General features: G+C 68.7%; 16 protein-coding genes. 9 read left to right on the top strand and 7 right to left on the bottom strand.

Annotated elements, in window-relative coordinates:
• Positions 1-31: 31 nt before the first annotated feature.
• The 3 genes from tldD to AC1DPF_RS12425 all read right to left on the bottom strand — a co-directional run bounded on the left by tldD (position 32) and on the right by AC1DPF_RS12425 (position 2,205).
• Complete coding sequence (tldD, locus tag AC1DPF_RS12435; RefSeq protein WP_477872768.1) at positions 32-1,462, bottom strand: metalloprotease TldD; 1,431 nt, start codon at positions 1,460-1,462, stop codon at positions 32-34.
• Positions 1,463-1,638: 176 nt separating this feature from the next.
• Complete coding sequence (locus tag AC1DPF_RS12430; RefSeq protein WP_477872766.1) at positions 1,639-1,845, bottom strand: zinc-finger domain-containing protein; 207 nt, start codon at positions 1,843-1,845, stop codon at positions 1,639-1,641.
• Between the two features lie 36 nt (positions 1,846-1,881).
• Complete coding sequence (locus AC1DPF_RS12425; RefSeq protein WP_477961653.1) at positions 1,882-2,205, bottom strand: hypothetical protein; 324 nt, start codon at positions 2,203-2,205, stop codon at positions 1,882-1,884.
• Between the two features lie 103 nt (positions 2,206-2,308).
• On the opposite strand from AC1DPF_RS12425, the gene AC1DPF_RS12420 reads away from it, so the two are divergent.
• The 5 genes from AC1DPF_RS12420 to nhaA all read left to right on the top strand — a co-directional run bounded on the left by AC1DPF_RS12420 (position 2,309) and on the right by nhaA (position 7,446).
• Positions 2,309-2,686, top strand: a complete 378-nt coding sequence (locus tag AC1DPF_RS12420) for a reverse transcriptase-like protein (protein WP_477961650.1) — start codon at positions 2,309-2,311, stop codon at positions 2,684-2,686.
• A 44-nt stretch (positions 2,687-2,730) separates the two neighbouring features.
• Complete coding sequence (locus AC1DPF_RS12415) at positions 2,731-3,642, top strand: SPOR domain-containing protein (RefSeq protein ID WP_477961648.1); 912 nt, start codon at positions 2,731-2,733, stop codon at positions 3,640-3,642.
• A 66-nt stretch (positions 3,643-3,708) separates the two neighbouring features.
• A complete protein-coding gene (locus AC1DPF_RS12410) occupies positions 3,709-4,671 on the top strand; it encodes an ABC transporter ATP-binding protein (protein WP_477872758.1) in 963 nt (320 codons plus the stop codon).
• Entirely contained in the window at positions 4,658-6,250 is a 1,593-nt protein-coding gene (nadB, locus tag AC1DPF_RS12405) for an L-aspartate oxidase (RefSeq protein WP_477961646.1), read from the top strand. The genes AC1DPF_RS12410 and nadB overlap by 14 nt, the downstream gene beginning before the upstream one ends.
• Positions 6,251-6,315: 65 nt before the next feature.
• Positions 6,316-7,446 carry a Na+/H+ antiporter NhaA gene (gene nhaA / locus AC1DPF_RS12400; protein WP_477961644.1) on the top strand — a complete coding sequence of 377 codons (1,131 nt, stop codon included), beginning with the start codon at positions 6,316-6,318 and terminating at the stop codon, positions 7,444-7,446.
• A 203-nt stretch (positions 7,447-7,649) separates the two neighbouring features.
• Here the strand turns inward: nhaA and AC1DPF_RS12395 are convergent, their stop codons facing one another.
• Together AC1DPF_RS12395 and AC1DPF_RS12390 are read right to left on the bottom strand one after the other, a co-directional pair.
• Complete coding sequence (locus tag AC1DPF_RS12395; RefSeq protein ID WP_477872752.1) at positions 7,650-8,171, bottom strand: YceD family protein; 522 nt, start codon at positions 8,169-8,171, stop codon at positions 7,650-7,652.
• Positions 8,168-8,692, bottom strand: a complete 525-nt coding sequence (locus tag AC1DPF_RS12390) for a ubiquinol-cytochrome C chaperone family protein (protein WP_477961642.1) — start codon at positions 8,690-8,692, stop codon at positions 8,168-8,170. Before AC1DPF_RS12390 ends, AC1DPF_RS12395 begins: the two co-directional genes overlap by 4 nt.
• Before the next feature lie 152 nt (positions 8,693-8,844).
• On the opposite strand from AC1DPF_RS12390, the gene AC1DPF_RS12385 reads away from it, so the two are divergent.
• On the top strand, positions 8,845-9,327 hold the full coding sequence (locus tag AC1DPF_RS12385) for an outer membrane protein assembly factor BamE (RefSeq protein WP_477872748.1): 483 nt from the start codon (positions 8,845-8,847) through the stop codon (positions 9,325-9,327).
• Between the two features lie 150 nt (positions 9,328-9,477).
• Here AC1DPF_RS12385 and AC1DPF_RS12380 read toward each other — a convergent pair whose 3' ends face one another.
• Positions 9,478-10,467 (bottom strand): NAD(P)H-dependent glycerol-3-phosphate dehydrogenase, encoded by a 990-nt coding sequence (locus tag AC1DPF_RS12380; protein ID WP_477961640.1) that lies wholly within the window; start codon positions 10,465-10,467, stop codon positions 9,478-9,480.
• 17 nt (positions 10,468-10,484) lie between these two features.
• Entirely contained in the window at positions 10,485-11,519 is a 1,035-nt protein-coding gene (gene tsaD, locus AC1DPF_RS12375) for a tRNA (adenosine(37)-N6)-threonylcarbamoyltransferase complex transferase subunit TsaD (RefSeq protein ID WP_477961638.1), read from the bottom strand.
• Between the two features lie 83 nt (positions 11,520-11,602).
• Between tsaD and AC1DPF_RS12370 the strand changes: the two genes are divergently transcribed.
• The 3 genes from AC1DPF_RS12370 to AC1DPF_RS12360 all read left to right on the top strand — a co-directional run.
• Complete coding sequence (locus AC1DPF_RS12370) at positions 11,603-12,997, top strand: MATE family efflux transporter (RefSeq protein WP_477961636.1); 1,395 nt, start codon at positions 11,603-11,605, stop codon at positions 12,995-12,997.
• Between the two features lie 46 nt (positions 12,998-13,043).
• On the top strand, positions 13,044-13,973 hold the full coding sequence (gene hemC, locus AC1DPF_RS12365) for a hydroxymethylbilane synthase (RefSeq protein ID WP_477872740.1): 930 nt from the start codon (positions 13,044-13,046) through the stop codon (positions 13,971-13,973).
• The coding region (locus tag AC1DPF_RS12360) for a uroporphyrinogen-III synthase (RefSeq protein ID WP_477961634.1) at positions 13,970-14,619 on the top strand (650 nt) is incomplete at its 3' end. The genes hemC and AC1DPF_RS12360, both read left to right, overlap by 4 nt.

Raw genomic sequence — 14,619 nt, 5'->3', positions numbered from 1 at the left:
GACGTGAAAGCACGAACAGGCATCTCGACAGCTACGCTGCCGTGCCGCCAACGGTGAGGGCGGAGATCATCACGGTCGGCTGGCCGACCCCTGCCGGGACGGACTGGCCGCCCTTGCCGCAGATGCCGACGCCTTCGTCGAGCGCCATGTCGTTGCCGATCGCGGTGACCTTGGTCAGCACCGAGGGACCGTCGCCGATCAGCGTCGCGCCCTTGATCGGCACGGTCAGCTTGCCGTTCTCGATCTTGTACGCCTCGGTGCAGGAGAAGACGAACTTGCCGCTGGTGATATCGACCTGGCCCCCCCCGAAGCTCTTGGCATAGATGCCGTTCTTCGCCCGGGCGATGATCTCGCCAGGATCGTCATTGCCGCCATACATGAAAGTATTGGTCATTCGCGGCATCGGCGCATGGGCATAGCTTTCGCGACGGCCGTTGCCCGTCGGCTCGACGCCCATCAGGCGGGCGTTCAGCCGGTCGTGGATATAGCCCTTGAGGATCCCGTCCTCGATCAGGACGTTGCACTGGGTCGGCGTGCCCTCATCGTCGATCGTCAGCGAGCCGCGCCGGTCGGCGATCGAACCGTCGTCGACGACCGTGACGCCCGGCGACGCGACCCGCTCGCCGATCCGTCCGGAAAAAGCCGATGTACCCTTGCGGTTGAAGTCGCCTTCGAGGCCATGGCCGATCGCCTCGTGAAGCAGCACGCCGGGCCAGCCGGGGCCGCAAACCACGGTCATCTCGCCGGCGGGCGCCGCCACCGCATCGAGGTTGACGATCGCCTGGTGCAGTGCCTCGTCGATCGCGCGATTCCAGGTCGCCGGCTCGAACAGCCGGTCATAGAGATAACGGCCGCCAAGGCCGAAGAAGCCGGTTTCGCGCCGGCCATTCTGCTCGACCACGATCGATACGTTGAGGCGGACCAGCGGGCGCACGTCGAAGGCGGTGAAGCCATCGGGACGGACGATCTCGACCACGCTCCACGAACCCGACAGGCCGACCGAGACCTGCTGGACGCGTGGATCGCGGGCGCGGGCGGCGGCGTCGACCTCCTGGCAGAGCGCCACCTTCCGGGCGAACGGGATCAGCCCAAGCGGGTCTTCGCCGGTATAGAGCCGGCTGTTGGTGCGGCGCGGCGGCGCGGCGCGGCTCCCCTTGGCGGGATCGAGCAGCGTCATCGTCTCGCCGGCGCGGATGATCGCAGCCTCGCTCAGCTCATTGGCATGGGCGAAGGCGGTGGTCTCGCCCGAGACCCCGCGCAGGCCGAAGCCCGCCTGGGTGTTGTAGTCGGCGGTCTTGAGCCGGCCATCGTCGAAGCCGAAGCTCTCCGAGGTCATATATTGGAGATAGAGCTCGCCATCATCGCAGCCCTGCAGGGTCTGCGCGGTCAGCCGCAATGCCGCATCGGGGTCGAGCGTATCGCGATAGAGGAAGTGGCGGGGGTCTGCGGGAAGGATCGTCATGCGCCCGATATAAGGACTCGGCGCGGAACCCCAAGAGCGAAATTGCCTTGGCGGCTGCCATCTCGTCTGTCGTCATCCTGAACTTGTTTCAGGATCCACCCGACAGCAGGAGAGCGCTCGCGAACGGAAGAGTGGATGCTGAAACGAGTTCAGCATGACGGCTTTTAGGCTCCCCCTCAGTGGTGCCCGCCGGCTCCGGCGCCATCCTTCAGCACGAAACGACGGTCACAATAGCCACAATCGACATAGCCCTCGTCCGGGTCGATCTCAAGAAACACGCGCGGGTGGCCGAGCGCGCCGCCGCCCGGAATGTCGCTGGCGCCATCACAGACGACGCGGCTGGAATCGACTTGAATGGTTTCGGGGGCGGGCTGCGTGCTCATGCCCGGCGATTAGCAAGCGCGCCGGAGTCGCGCAATCTAGCGCAGCCGCCCGAAGCGGCTATTTTCGACGGCGACCGCCACCGCGCCGCTGTCGCCCAGCGGCGCGACGGCCGATCCGAACACGCCGCGCGCGCCGTTGGTGCCGATCATCATCCCGACTTCGCCATGAACCTGCCGGTCGGGCGCATTGACCGCCGATTCGCCCAGCGAGGTCGACGGCTTCGCCGCTGCATCGTTGAGGATCTTCGCCTTGGCCTCGGGGCTGAGCGCCACCACGGTCTCCGCCGCGCCGGCGACGGAAGCGGCGAGCAGCGCGACGAAGGCGAGGCCATGGCGTATGCGCGGGCGATATGCTGTCATGGCGCGACGATGCTAGCCGACGAGTGAAGCGCAGGTGAACGAAAAGCACGGCCGTGCGGTAAAATTATATTTTGACGGCGGCTGCCGCCCCAATCCCGGGCCGATGGAAAGCGCCGTCGTGCTGCGGGGCCTCGCCGTTATCCGGCGCGACTTGGGCCACGGCGACAATGGGCAGGCCGAATGGCTGGCCTTGCTGCACGCGCTGGAGATCGCCGCCGCCCATGGCCTGCGCGACATCATCCTGGTCGGGGACTCGCTGTCGGTGATCCGGCAGGCGAACGGCGTGCAGCGTGCAGCGTCGACCGAAGCGCGGCGTTGTCTCGAACGCTTTCGATCAGCCGCGCAAAGCTTCGATCGGGTTCGGCTCCGTCATGCCGGCCGGGCGCAGAATCTGGCCGGCATCGCGCTGGAGCGCGCGCGCTGGCGGCCCGGCGATTCGACCCGGCCCGGAACGGACTCGGATGGGCGCAGCGGCTCCTGACACGGCGATGGGGCTCGCGCATGGTCCGTGCGGGAGGATCGGCTGTGCGATCGAACATCGGGCTTTGGACGGCGGCCGGAGCAGCGGCCCTGCTGGCGAGCGGTTGCGGCAGGAAGACCGTCGAGCCGGCACCGTCGCCGAAGCTCCACGCCCCGGCACGACCGGCACCGCCCGCGGGCGCGATCGACAGCCTGAAGCTGCCACCCGCCGACGGCAAGGGCGGCTATCGGACGATCAACTCGGATCTCTCGCCCAGCGAGGTGATGTGGCACCTGCGCGCGGCGCTTAACGTCGCGGCGCTGACCTGCGATCGACCGGGGACGATGAGCATCGCCCGCAACTACAACCGCCTGCTCGGTCGCCAGCGCAAGCTGCTCGCCGCCGCCTATCGCGCCGAAGGCCAGCGCCTCGGCAGTGCCGCCGCGACCGACGCGCACGTCACCCAGGTCTATAATTTCTTCGCGCAGCCACCGGTTCAGGCGCGCTTCTGCGCAGTGGCGGGCGCGGTGGCCGCGGAGGCCGCGGCCCTGCCCGCCGAAGGGCTCGAAGCGTTCGCCCCGGTCGCGCTCGACCGGTTGATGGCGCCGTTCCTCGATTTCTACCGCGCCTATGCGCGCTACCAGACCGAGCTGGCCGCCTGGCAGAGGGGCGGTCCGATCACCCAGCGTGCGGCAGTCGCACTGACCAGCGCAGCCGCGCCGCCCGCGGCGGGCCCGCCCTGGCGCATCCAGCTCGGCGCCTATTCGGGCGACCGCGCCGCGCGCGACGCCTGGGGCCGGATCCGCAGCCGGATGAGGCGAGCCGCCGATTTCGAGCCGGCTTATGAAGAGACGCCCGACGGCCAGCTGGTGCGCGTGCGTATCGGCCCGGTGACCGACCGCTCGACCGCGATCGCGCTCTGCGCGGCGGCGGCGGGCGCGGGGCTCGACTGCCTGCCGGTGCCGCCCAGGGCTTGATCCTTCGGAAAGGAACTAGCCCTTCCCCCTTTGCACCTGCGCGCCGCACCCGCTATGCCGCGCGCCATGAGTGACGCGGCGATCAGCATAAGGGGCCTGTCCAAGGTCTATAAGGGCGGCAAGCAGGCGCTGTTCGATGTCGACCTGGACATTCCGCGCGGGCAAATCTTCGGGTTGCTCGGACCCAATGGCGCCGGCAAGTCGACGACGATCAACATCCTCGCCGGGCTGGTCAACAAGACCGCCGGCCATGTCGACATATGGGGCTTCGACATCGACAGGGACCCGCGCAACGCCAAGGCGTCGATCGGGATCGTGCCGCAGGAGATCGTGTTCGATCCCTTCTTCACCCCGCGCGAGACGCTCGAAAACCAGGCCGGCTTCTATGGCGTGCCCAAGGCCAGGCGGCAGACCGACGCGCTGCTGCGCGCCGTCCATCTCCACGACAAGGCGGATGCCTATGCCCGGTCGCTGTCGGGCGGCATGAAGCGGCGGCTGCTCGTCGCCAAGGCCATGGTCCATTCGCCGCCGGTGCTGATCCTCGACGAGCCGACGGCGGGCGTCGACGTCGAATTGCGCCAGCAGCTGTGGGAATATGTGCGCGCGCTCAATGCCGACGGCGTGACCGTCGTGCTGACCACCCATTATCTCGAGGAAGCCGAGCAGCTGTGCGATCGCATCGCGATCATCAACCATGGCCGCGTCATCGCCAACCAGCCGACCCGCGAACTGGTCGGCATGGCGCAGGAGAAGGCGGTATCGGTGACGGTCGACCGCGATCTCGACAAGGCGCCCGATGCGGTGTGCTTCGACAAGGTCGAGTTGCAGGGCAGCCGAACACTCGTCATAACCTATTCCAAAGACAAGGTGAACGCCGGCGAGGTGCTGGCGGCGGTACAGCGGGAGGGGCTCGGCATCGTCGACGTTTCGACCCAGGAAGCCGATCTGGAGGATGTTTTCCTGAATCTCACGCGCCAGAACAACGCCGCCTCCGTTCAGAATCCTGGCGCGGGCGATGGCCGCCTATAATTTCGACATCGTAGTGATCGGCTCGGGTGCTGCGGGATTGACCGCGGCGCTCAACCTTGCCGATCGCTTCAAGGTCGGGGTGCTTGCGAAGGCGGGCATCTCCGACGGCTCGACCGCATGGGCCCAGGGTGGCATCGCCGCGGTGCTCGAGCCGGGCGATACGTTCGAATCGCACATCGAAGACACGATGATTGCCGGCGCGGGACTCAACAACCGCACCGCCGTCGAATTCGTCGTGGAAAATGCGCCGGTGGCGATCGAGAAGCTGGCAAAGCTGGGCGTGCCTTTCAATCCCGGCGGCGGACGCGACGACCGCTGGCACCTGACCCGCGAGGGCGGGCACAGCCACCGCCGCATCGTCCATGTCGACGACGCCACGGGCCAAGCCGTCCAGCTCGCGCTCGAGAAGGCCGCCGAAGCGCACCCGAACATCACCCTCTTCCCCGATCGGGCGGCGATCGACCTGATCACCAGCCGGCATGGCGAGCGCTATTCCGGGGATGGCCATATCTGGGGCGTCTACGCGGTCGACCGGTCGACCGGCACGATCGAGACCTTCACCGGCCGCGCCACCATCCTTGCCACTGGCGGCGCCAGCCGGGCCTATCTGTTCTCGACATCGCCGCGCGGCGCCACCGGCGACGGCATCGCGATGGCGTGGCGCGCGGGCTGCCGTGTCTCCAACATGGAGTTCATGCAGTTCCACCCGACCTGCCTGTACAATCTCGAGGTCAAGAATTTCCTGATCACCGAGGCGATGCGCGGCGAGGGCGGGCAACTGAAGCTGCCCACCACCGGCCGCCGGTTCATGTCGCGGTTCGACAAGCGCGCAGAACTGGCGCCGCGCGACATCGTCGCCCGGGCGATCGACCATGAGATCAAGCGGCTGGGCCTCGACTATGTCCATCTCGACATCAGCCACAAACCCGCCGACTTCGTCACCGGGCATTTTCCGACGATCCACGCCAAGCTGCTGAAGCTCGGCATCGACATCACCACCCAGCCGATCCCGATCGTGCCGGCCGCCCATTATACCTGCGGCGGCGTCCTCATCGACCTCAAGGGCCGCACCGACCTGCCCGGCCTGTACGCGGCCGGCGAGGTGACCCAGTCCGGCCTTCACGGCGCGAACCGGCTGGCGTCCAATTCACTGCTCGAATGCTTCGTGTTCGGCGACGCCGCCGCCGAGCATATCAAGCGCCATTTCGACGAGATGCCGACACCGCCGCCAATCCGTCCCTGGGACGAGAGCCGCGTCACCGACTCCGACGAGGAAGTCATCGTCCAGCACAACTGGCGCGAGATACGGCGGTTCATGTGGGACTATGTCGGCATCGTCCGCACGACCAAGCGCCTGGAACGGGCGGCGCACAGGGTGGCGCTGCTCCGCCAGGAAGTTGCCGACTATTACGGCAATTTCCGCGTCACGCCGGACCTGATCGAACTTCGCAACCTCGTCGATGTCGCCGACCTGATCGTGCGTTCCGCGCTGCACCGCAAGGAAAGCCGCGGACTGCATTATACGCTGGATTATCCCGAACTGCTCGATGAGGCGAAGGACACGGTGCTGGTGCCCTGAATGGGCCGCGGACGGGCACATCTCCTCGCTTCGACTTTCCGCGTTCGCACGTCTAGCGTGCCGCGATGAAGTCGATGATCCGCCGATTCCTGGGAACCGAGGCCGCCGGCGGGGTCGTCCTGATCTTCGCCGCTGCCGCTGCCATGCTGGTGGCGAACAGCCCGCTCGCCGCCGGATATGTCGACCTGCTCCAGGCGTCCATCGGGCCGCTCAGCCTGCTCCACTGGATCAACGATGCGCTGATGGCGCTATTCTTCCTGCTGGTCGGCCTGGAGATCAAGCGCGAGTTCGTCTGCGGTCATCTGGCGCGCTGGTCGGATCGCACCCTACCCTTCATCGCCGCCGCAGCGGGCATGGCAATGCCGGCGCTGCTCTACACGCTGTGGACCGGCGGGACGGGGGGGCTGTGGCGCGGCTGGGCGATCCCGACCGCGACCGACATCGCCTTCGCCATCGGCGTGCTCGCGCTGCTCGGGTCGCGCGCCCCGACCTCGCTCAAGCTGTTCCTGACCACCGTCGCCATCGTCGACGACATGGGCGCGGTCGCGATCATCGCGCTCGCCTACACCCCGGCGATCAGCGGTCCCGCGCTGCTGGCTGCGGCGCTGCTCCTCGCCGCGATGTTCGCGCTCGGGCGGCTCGGCGTCGCGGTGCTCTGGCCCTATCTGCTGCTCGCGGCTGCGCTCTGGCTGGCCGTGCTGCTGTCGGGGGTGCATGCGACCATCGCCGGCGTGCTGGCCGCGCTGGCGATACCGCTGGGCGAGGATGATCGCTCCCCGCTCGAGCGGCTCGAAGCGGCGCTCCATCCGTGGGTGGCATTCGGGATCGTGCCGCTGTTCGGCTTTGCAAATGCAGGCGTGTCGCTGGGCGGCATCGGCTTGAAAGATCTGCTCGCGCCACTACCGATGGGGATCGCAGTGGGGCTGTTCGTCGGCAAGCAGGTCGGCATCTTCGGCAGCATCCGCCTCGCGGCAGCGCTGGGACTGGCCGCGCCGCCCGAGGGTGCGAGTTGGGTGCAAATTTACGGCGTCGCGCTGCTCTGCGGCATCGGCTTCACGATGAGCCTGTTCATCGGCGGGCTCGCCTTCGACGGTCCAATGCTGGGCGACGAGGTCAGGATCGGCGTGCTGGGTGGTTCGCTGCTGTCCGCAGTCTGCGGCTATGCCGTGCTGTGGTGGGTCGGACGAAGGGCGTAGAGTTGATTTCGATTCGATCGATTCATTCTCCGCTCCTCCTCGTCCACCCGTCGCCGTCATCCTGAACTTGTTTCAGGATCCACTTTCCGGCGCGGGAGCGTTCCCGAGGGGCAGAGTGGATGCTGAAACAAGTTCAGCATGACGGAGGGGCGTAAACCGCCACTCAGTGGCGCGAGGCTGAGTAAAGGCGGAACAAGCCCCAGCTAGCCCAGCTTGTCCTTCAGCGCCTGCAGCGCCGCGAACGGGCCGGCCACCACCTCGTCCTCCGACAGCACCCCCGCTTCCCTGAGCACCGCATCGGCATCGGCCGCGCGGGGGAACGGATCGAGGCTCAGCGCCAGCGTCTCGGCGACCGCCTCGCCCAGGTCGATCGCGCCGCCTTCATAATCGATCGTGTCGACATCCTCCGCATCGAGTTCGATCTCCTCGCCCGCCGCCTGTCCCGCAGGCACGAAGCGCAGGCTGAACGGCTCGTCGATCGCCGCCGGGACCGCCGCGCCGGTGGCGACGCACGCCTGCTCCACCGACGCGCGGATGCGCCCCTCCACGAAGATGCTGTCCGCCTCGCGGCGCAGCGCCGCATCCGCCGACAATGCCTCGAGCGAGATCAGCTCGAAGCGCCGCGCCAGTGCCGCCCGCTCGGCGGGATCCGCTTCCACCGTCAGCGTCCGTCCGCCTTCGCCGAGCGTGTCGATCCGCACCGGCCGTGAGAATTCGGGCGTCATCGGGGCAGGCCATTCGCGAGAAGATCATCCCAGCGCAGCGTCTCCAGCCGCGCGGCGATCGCCTGCATCCGCGCAGCGACCAGCGCCGGCTTCGCGTCCGCGGCGGGCTCGCCGCGCCACAGGTTGCGGACCAGCGCCTCCTCGAGCGCGATCCGGTCGCCGATCGCTGCCCGATAGGCCGAGAGCCGCCCGCCCATCGCCGCCATCATCTTGCCGATATGCTTGCCGACGATCACATCGCCGATGCCAAGTTGGCGCAGCTGTCCGTCCATGTCGTCGATGAACACTTCGGTGAGCCGCGCGCTCGCACCGCGGCCTGCATCGCCCTCGGCCTCGATCCGGACCAGCACCAGCGACAATATCGCCGACACCATGTCGAAGCGGCCGTCCAGCGTGTCGGGCACGCCCATCTCGGCATACCAGGCGGGCTGGCGCGCCTCGGCGACGACCGAGTTGTAGAGCGGGATCAACGCCTCGCGCGGGTCAGGCCCGAACCCGAACAATGTCTTCAGGAAATTCACGTCTTGTTCCTCAGCCCGTTCAGCGGGCATCAAGCCCCGCCCTCTATCTTGCGCGAGCCCATCTTGCCACTGGGTAGCTCCCGCGCATATTGAGGCGGATCGGGCGCGCCGCAAGGGTCGGCGCTGCTACTGCGTGTTTCAAGGAGATGTTGATGCCCCGGACCCTGTCGCGAACGGCCGCTCTGCTCGGCGCGCTCGCCATATTGGGCCTGACCGCAGGGTGCGCCCGCACCCGCGATCATAAGGGCTATGTGGTCGATTCCACGCTGATCGGCACCGTCCAGCCCGGCATCGACAATCGCGAATCGGTTGGCCGCACCCTGGGTCGCCCGACGTTCGCGGGGCAGTTCGACAAGGACAAGACCTGGTATTATGTCGCCCGCGACACCAAGCAGATCGGTTTCCGTACACCCAAGCCAGTCGGCCAGACGGTGCTCGCGATTCATTTCGACGAGCGCGGCAACGTCGCCTCCGTCGAGCGCACCGGTCTCGAAAAGGTGGCCAGCGTCTCGCTCTACGGCGACAAGACCCCGACTCTGGGCAGCAAGCGCGGCTTCTTCCGCGAGCTGTTCGGCAATATCGGCCGGGTCGGGTCGGTCGGCGAGGCAGGCGGCACGGCGGATAATCCTAACTAAGGATTTTTCGATATAGCCCTCAGGCGCCGGGCGGCCGACGTCCGTCGGCCTTGGCTATCCTCGCTATCGCTCGGACGCGCTGCACGCGCTTGTCTCTTCGAACCACGTTGGCGTGGCGCACATTCCGCCTGTACCCCGGGCGGACCTCACCTACTTTCCCTCTTGCTTCAACGGCCGCGCCAGCAGCGCCTTCACGACATCATCAACCTTGGCGCCCCCGGTCAGCAGCGCGCAGACCGCATCGACGATCGGCATGTCGACCCCGGCCGCACGCGCGGCCTCGGCGAGGACCGGCGCGGTCGAGGCGCCTTCCGCCACCGTGCGGCGGTCGCTGAGCAGCTCCGCAGCCGGGATGCCCTGGCCCAGGCCCTTGCCCAGCGAAAAATTGCGCGAGCTGACCGACGAGCAGGTAAGCACGAGGTCGCCCAATCCCGACAGCCCGGCCAGTGTCTCGGCCTTGGCGCCGCGGGCCAGGCCGAAGCGCGCCATCTCGGCAAAGCCGCGACTGATCAGCGCGGCGCGGGCGTTCTGCCCAAGCCCTGCGCCGTCGACCACGCCACAGGCGATCGCGAGCACATTCTTGACCGCACCGCCAATCTCGGCGCCAACCACGTCATCCGACAGATAAGGACGGAATCCGGGCCGCCGCAGCCGTTCCGCAAGCGCCAGCCCCACCGCCTCGTCGGCACAGGCCAGCGTTATCGCGGTCGGATGCCCTGCCGCCACCTCATGCGCGAAGGTCGGCCCCGACAGCACGGCGATCGGCGCGCCGGGCACGACCGCTTCGGCGACCTCGGACATCAGCATCCGCGTGCCTGCCTCGATACCTTTGGCGCACAGCACCAGCGGGCGCGCGCCGGCGGGCAGGGCGGCGAGCAGGTGGCGCACGAACTGCGCCGGGACGACGACGACCAGCGCATCGCAGTGGGCCATAGCCGCGAGATCGTCGGTCGCCTTCACCCGCTTGCTGAGCGGCAGCACCGGCAGGAAGATCGGATTGCAGTGCGTCTCGTTGATCGCGTCGACCACCTCGGGCTCGCGCGCCCATAGCAGCACATCCGACCCGTCGCTCGCGACGACTTGGGCCATTGCGGTGCCCCAGGCGCCGCCGCCGATCACACCCAGCCTCTGCAGCTTCATCGTCTCTCCAGATATCATCAGGCTTTCACTCCGGCGCCGCGCGCCTTCTCGGCTCCGGGATCGAGCGGCCAGCGCGCACGGGCCGGGACCTCCATATCGTCGATCAGTCCGGCCGCGAAGCGTTCCGCCCCGGCCCAGGCGATCATCGCGCCATTGTCTGTGCAAAGCCACAGCGGCGGCGCGGCGAATGCGAGGCCCGATCGCTCGGCGAGCGCCGCGAGCGCACCACGCACCGCCTGATTGGCGGCGACACCGCCAGCCAGCACCAGCGCCATCGCGCCGTCGGCAGCGCCGATCGCGCGCGTGGTGCGATCAATCAGGCAGTCGACCACCGCCTGCTGGAAGGACGCGGCGACATCCTCTGGCCTGTGGATGCCGGCATCGCGTGCCCGCAACACCGCGCTCTTCAGGCCCGCGAAGGAGAAATGGGGTTCGGCGCTGCCGAGCAGCGGGCGCGGCAGCGGCACGGCCTTCGCGTCCCCGAGCCGGGCCGCCGCCTCGACCGCAGGGCCGCCCGGAAAGCCCAGGCCCAGCAGCTTCGCGGTCTTGTCGAAGGCCTCCCCGGCGGCATCGTCGATGGTCGTGGCGAGCCGGCGATAATCGCCGACGCCGTTGACCAGCAACAACTGGCAATGCCCGCCCGAAACCAGCAGCAGCAGATAGGGAAAGGCAAGATCGCGATCGGCGAGGCGCGGCGACAGCGCATGGCCTTCGAGATGGTTGACCGCGATCAGAGGCTTGCCCGCGGCATGGGCGAGCGCCTTGCCGGTCATCAGCCCGACCATGACCCCGCCGATCAGCCCCGGCCCCGCCGTGGCGGCGATCGCATCGACCTGGTCGAGCCTCAGCCCGGCATCGGCCAGCACCGCCTCAACCAGCGGCACCGCCATCTCGACATGCGCGCGCGCCGCCAGTTCGGGCACGACGCCGCCGAACGGCCGGTGTGCCTCTTCCTGTCCGGCGAGGCGATGCGCGAGCACGCGGCCGTCGCTCGTCACCAGCGCGGCAGCGGTCTCGTCGCAGCTCGATTCGATACCCAGGATGATGGCCATCCAGCGCCTGTAGGCGAGCGGGACCGGAATGTTAACTGCCGGCAGGGTTCCCGCGCTGCGCCGGCAAGGCTAAGGAGCGCGGCATGTCCGCAATCGTGACTTCCGAGACGCCCTGGCGTACCGAGGCGCGCGCGCTCCTGTCGCTGAGCGTGCCGCTGATCATCGGCAATCTCGGCTGGTCGGCCATTGCCGCCACCGATCTGCTGCTGCTCGGCCACCTCGGTGCCGACGCGGTGGCGGCCGGCGCGCTCGGCCTCAATCTCTATACGGCCTTCCTCATCTTCGGGATCGGGCTCACCACCGCCGCCTCGCCGCTGATCGCCAGCGAACGCGGGCGGCGGCTCCATTCGGTGCGCGACATCCGCCGCAGCGTGCGCCAGACCATCTGGGCCGGCGCGCTGATCTGCCTGCCGAGCTGGGGGCTGCTCTGGCACAGCGAGGAAATACTCGTCCTGCTCGGCCAGGATCCCGCGCTAGCCGCAGGCGCCGCCCGGCTGATGCTCAGCCTGCAATGGGCGCTGCTGCCCTATCTGCTGTTCCTGGTCCTGCGCAATTATGTCGCGGCGCTCGAGCGACCGATCTGGGGCGTGATCGTCACGCTGGCAACCGTGCCATTCAATGCACTGGCAGGCTGGGTCCTGATCTTCGGCCATTTCGGGCTGCCCGCGATGGGCCTGCGCGGCGCCGGCCTCGCCAGCTTCCTGTCGGCGGTGTTCATGGCGCTGGGCATGATTGCCGTGGTCAGTCTCGATCGCCGTTTCCGCCGCTATCAGCTGTTCGGCCGCTTCTGGGTTCCCGACTGGAACCGGTTCCGCACGGTGTGGCGGGTCGGCCTGCCGATCGCGGTGACACTCGCGCTCGAAGTCACGGTGTTCAACGCCGCGGTGTTCCTGATGGGACTGATCGGCCGGGCGTCGCTTGCCGCACATGCCATCGCGATCCAGATCGCCGCCCTGTGCTTCATGGTGCCGATGGGGATCGGCCAGGCGGCAACGGTGCGCGTCGGCTATGCCCATGGCCGGGGCGACGGCGCGGCGGCGGGCCGCGCCGGCTGGCTGGCACTGATCCTCGGCACGGCCTTCGCCCTGCTCTCGGCGGCGCTGCTGATCGGCGCGCCGCGGCTGTTGATAAGCGGCTTCATCGATGTCCATGCGCCCGCCAATGCCGAGGTCACCCGGCTCGCGGTTTCTTTCCTGGCGGTGGCCGCGCTGTTCCAGCTGGTCGACTGCGCGCAGGCGGTCGGCTCGGGAATCCTGCGCGGGCTGCAGGACACGCGCGTGCCGATGATCTTCGCCGCCGTCGGCTATTGGGTGATCGGCATCGGCGTCGGCACGCTGCTCGCCTTCCCGCTCGGCATGGGCGGCGTGGGGATCTGGCTCGGCCTTGCCTCCGGGCTGGGCGTGGTGGCGGTGCTGCTGGTCTGGCGCTGGATGCGGCGCGAGCGGCTGGGGCTGCTTCGACCCGCTGAAAGCAAATGACAGGGAAGAGCTTTTGCTCGACCGGCCTCTTCTCTAAGGACAGCGAATGACGACCCCTGCCCCTTCCCGCCCCTTGCGCCTCGGCACCCGCGGATCGCCGCTGGCGCTGACCCAGGCCCGCATGGTGATCGCGGCGCTGCGATCGGCGCATGGCTGGGGCGAGGAGGCGATCGAGATCGTCACCATCAAGACCAGCGGCGACCGGATCCAGGACCGGCCGCTGGCCGAGGTCGGCGGCAAGGCCTTGTGGACCAAGGAGTTGGACCGCGCCCTGACCGACGGAGACATCGATTTCGCGGTCCACTCGATGAAGGATGTCGAGACGATCCGGCCGGCCGAGATCGTCATCGCCGCGATGCTGCCCCGCGCCGATGTCCGCGACAGGCTGATCGGTGCGGACTCGCTCGGCGCGCTGCCCGGCGGCGCGCGGGTCGGGACATCGTCGCCGAGGCGCTCGGCGCAGGTACGGCGCGCGCGGCCCGATGCCGAGATCGTGCTGTTCCGCGGCAATGTCGACACGCGGCTGGCCAAGCTGGCGGCCGGCGAGGCCGAAGCGACGCTGCTGGCAGGCGCCGGACTCGACCGGCTGGGGCGCAGCGAGATCGGCCATCCGATCTCGACCGACGAGATGCTCCCGGCGCCCGCCCAGGGCGCGGTCGGAATCGAGACGCTGGCCCGCAGCAGCGAGATCCGGGCGCTGCTCGGCTGTATCGACGACGAGACGACCGACGCCTGCGTCACCGCGGAACGCGCGCTGCTCGCCGCGCTCGGCGCGGACTGCCGCTCCCCGGTTGCCGCGCTCGCGGTTCGTTCGGGCGCGGGCCTGCACTTGCGGGCGGAGATCCTGACCGAGGACGGCAGCGAATGTCGCTCGGGCGAAGCGCTGCTGCTGCGCACCGCCGATGCGGCGACGCTGGCCCACCGCTTGCTCGACGCAGCCTCGCCGCGCCTGCGCGCGCTGTTCACCGGCGCATGAGCCGCCGCCCGCTCCTCGTGCTGCGCCCCGAGCCCGCGGCCAGCCTGACCGCCAAGAGCGCCTTCGACGAAGGCTGGCGGCCGATCATATCGCCGATCTTCCAGATCGAACCGATCGCCTGGGCAACGCCCGGTCCGCAGGACTATGACGCGCTGTTCGTCACCAGCGCCAATGCCGTGCGCCAGGCCGGCAAGGGCCTCAAGCACTTCACCGCGATGCCCGCCTATGCCGTCGGTGCCGCGACCGCGCGCGCTCTGAAGGCGGCGGGCTTCACCGATATCCGCACCGGCCGCGGCGATGCGGCGATGATGCTCGATGCGGCGGCGGAGAATGGCGTTGCGCGCGCATTGCACCTCGCCGGCGAGGATTATCGCGACGTCGGGCATGACGCGATCACGATCGATCGGCGCATCGTCTATCGCAGCGCCGCGATCGGCCGCCTGGGTGAGAAGGCGCTGACCGCGCTTCGGGAAGGCGAGGCGGTGGCGCTGCTCCATTCGGGCCGCGCCGCCGAGCATTTCGCCAAGCTGTGCGACGACGCCAGAATCTCGCGCGGGTCGATCGCCGTTGCGGCGCTGGCCCCCGCCGTGCTGGCCGCGGCCGGCCCCGGCTGGCGCGCAGCGATCGCGGCGGCGAAGCCCGACGA

The sequence above is a fragment of the Rhizorhabdus sp. P4_G6 genome, assembly GCF_056401045.1.
Note: the sequence above shows the minus strand (reverse complement) of the source record. Positions and strands in the feature narration are given on the sequence as shown.

What these genes read in the sequence shown, in the direction of transcription:
- AC1DPF_RS12420 (WP_477961650.1), top strand. Translation starts at nt 2,309, where the DNA reads ATGGAAAGCGCCGTCGTGCTGCGGGGCCTCGCCGTTATCCGGCGCGAC.
- AC1DPF_RS12425 (WP_477961653.1), bottom strand. Translation starts at nt 2,205, where the DNA reads ATGACAGCATATCGCCCGCGCATACGCCATGGCCTCGCCTTCGTCGCG.
- nhaA (WP_477961644.1), top strand. Translation starts at nt 6,316, where the DNA reads ATGAAGTCGATGATCCGCCGATTCCTGGGAACCGAGGCCGCCGGCGGG.
- AC1DPF_RS12370 (WP_477961636.1), top strand. Translation starts at nt 11,603, where the DNA reads ATGTCCGCAATCGTGACTTCCGAGACGCCCTGGCGTACCGAGGCGCGC.
- AC1DPF_RS12430 (WP_477872766.1), bottom strand. Translation starts at nt 1,845, where the DNA reads ATGAGCACGCAGCCCGCCCCCGAAACCATTCAAGTCGATTCCAGCCGC.
- hemC (WP_477872740.1), top strand. Translation starts at nt 13,044, where the DNA reads ATGACGACCCCTGCCCCTTCCCGCCCCTTGCGCCTCGGCACCCGCGGA.
- AC1DPF_RS12395 (WP_477872752.1), bottom strand. Translation starts at nt 8,171, where the DNA reads ATGACGCCCGAATTCTCACGGCCGGTGCGGATCGACACGCTCGGCGAA.
- AC1DPF_RS12380 (WP_477961640.1), bottom strand. Translation starts at nt 10,467, where the DNA reads ATGAAGCTGCAGAGGCTGGGTGTGATCGGCGGCGGCGCCTGGGGCACC.
- tsaD (WP_477961638.1), bottom strand. Translation starts at nt 11,519, where the DNA reads ATGGCCATCATCCTGGGTATCGAATCGAGCTGCGACGAGACCGCTGCC.
- tldD (WP_477872768.1), bottom strand. Translation starts at nt 1,462, where the DNA reads ATGACGATCCTTCCCGCAGACCCCCGCCACTTCCTCTATCGCGATACG.
- AC1DPF_RS12410 (WP_477872758.1), top strand. Translation starts at nt 3,709, where the DNA reads ATGAGTGACGCGGCGATCAGCATAAGGGGCCTGTCCAAGGTCTATAAG.
- nadB (WP_477961646.1), top strand. Translation starts at nt 4,658, where the DNA reads ATGGCCGCCTATAATTTCGACATCGTAGTGATCGGCTCGGGTGCTGCG.
- AC1DPF_RS12385 (WP_477872748.1), top strand. Translation starts at nt 8,845, where the DNA reads ATGCCCCGGACCCTGTCGCGAACGGCCGCTCTGCTCGGCGCGCTCGCC.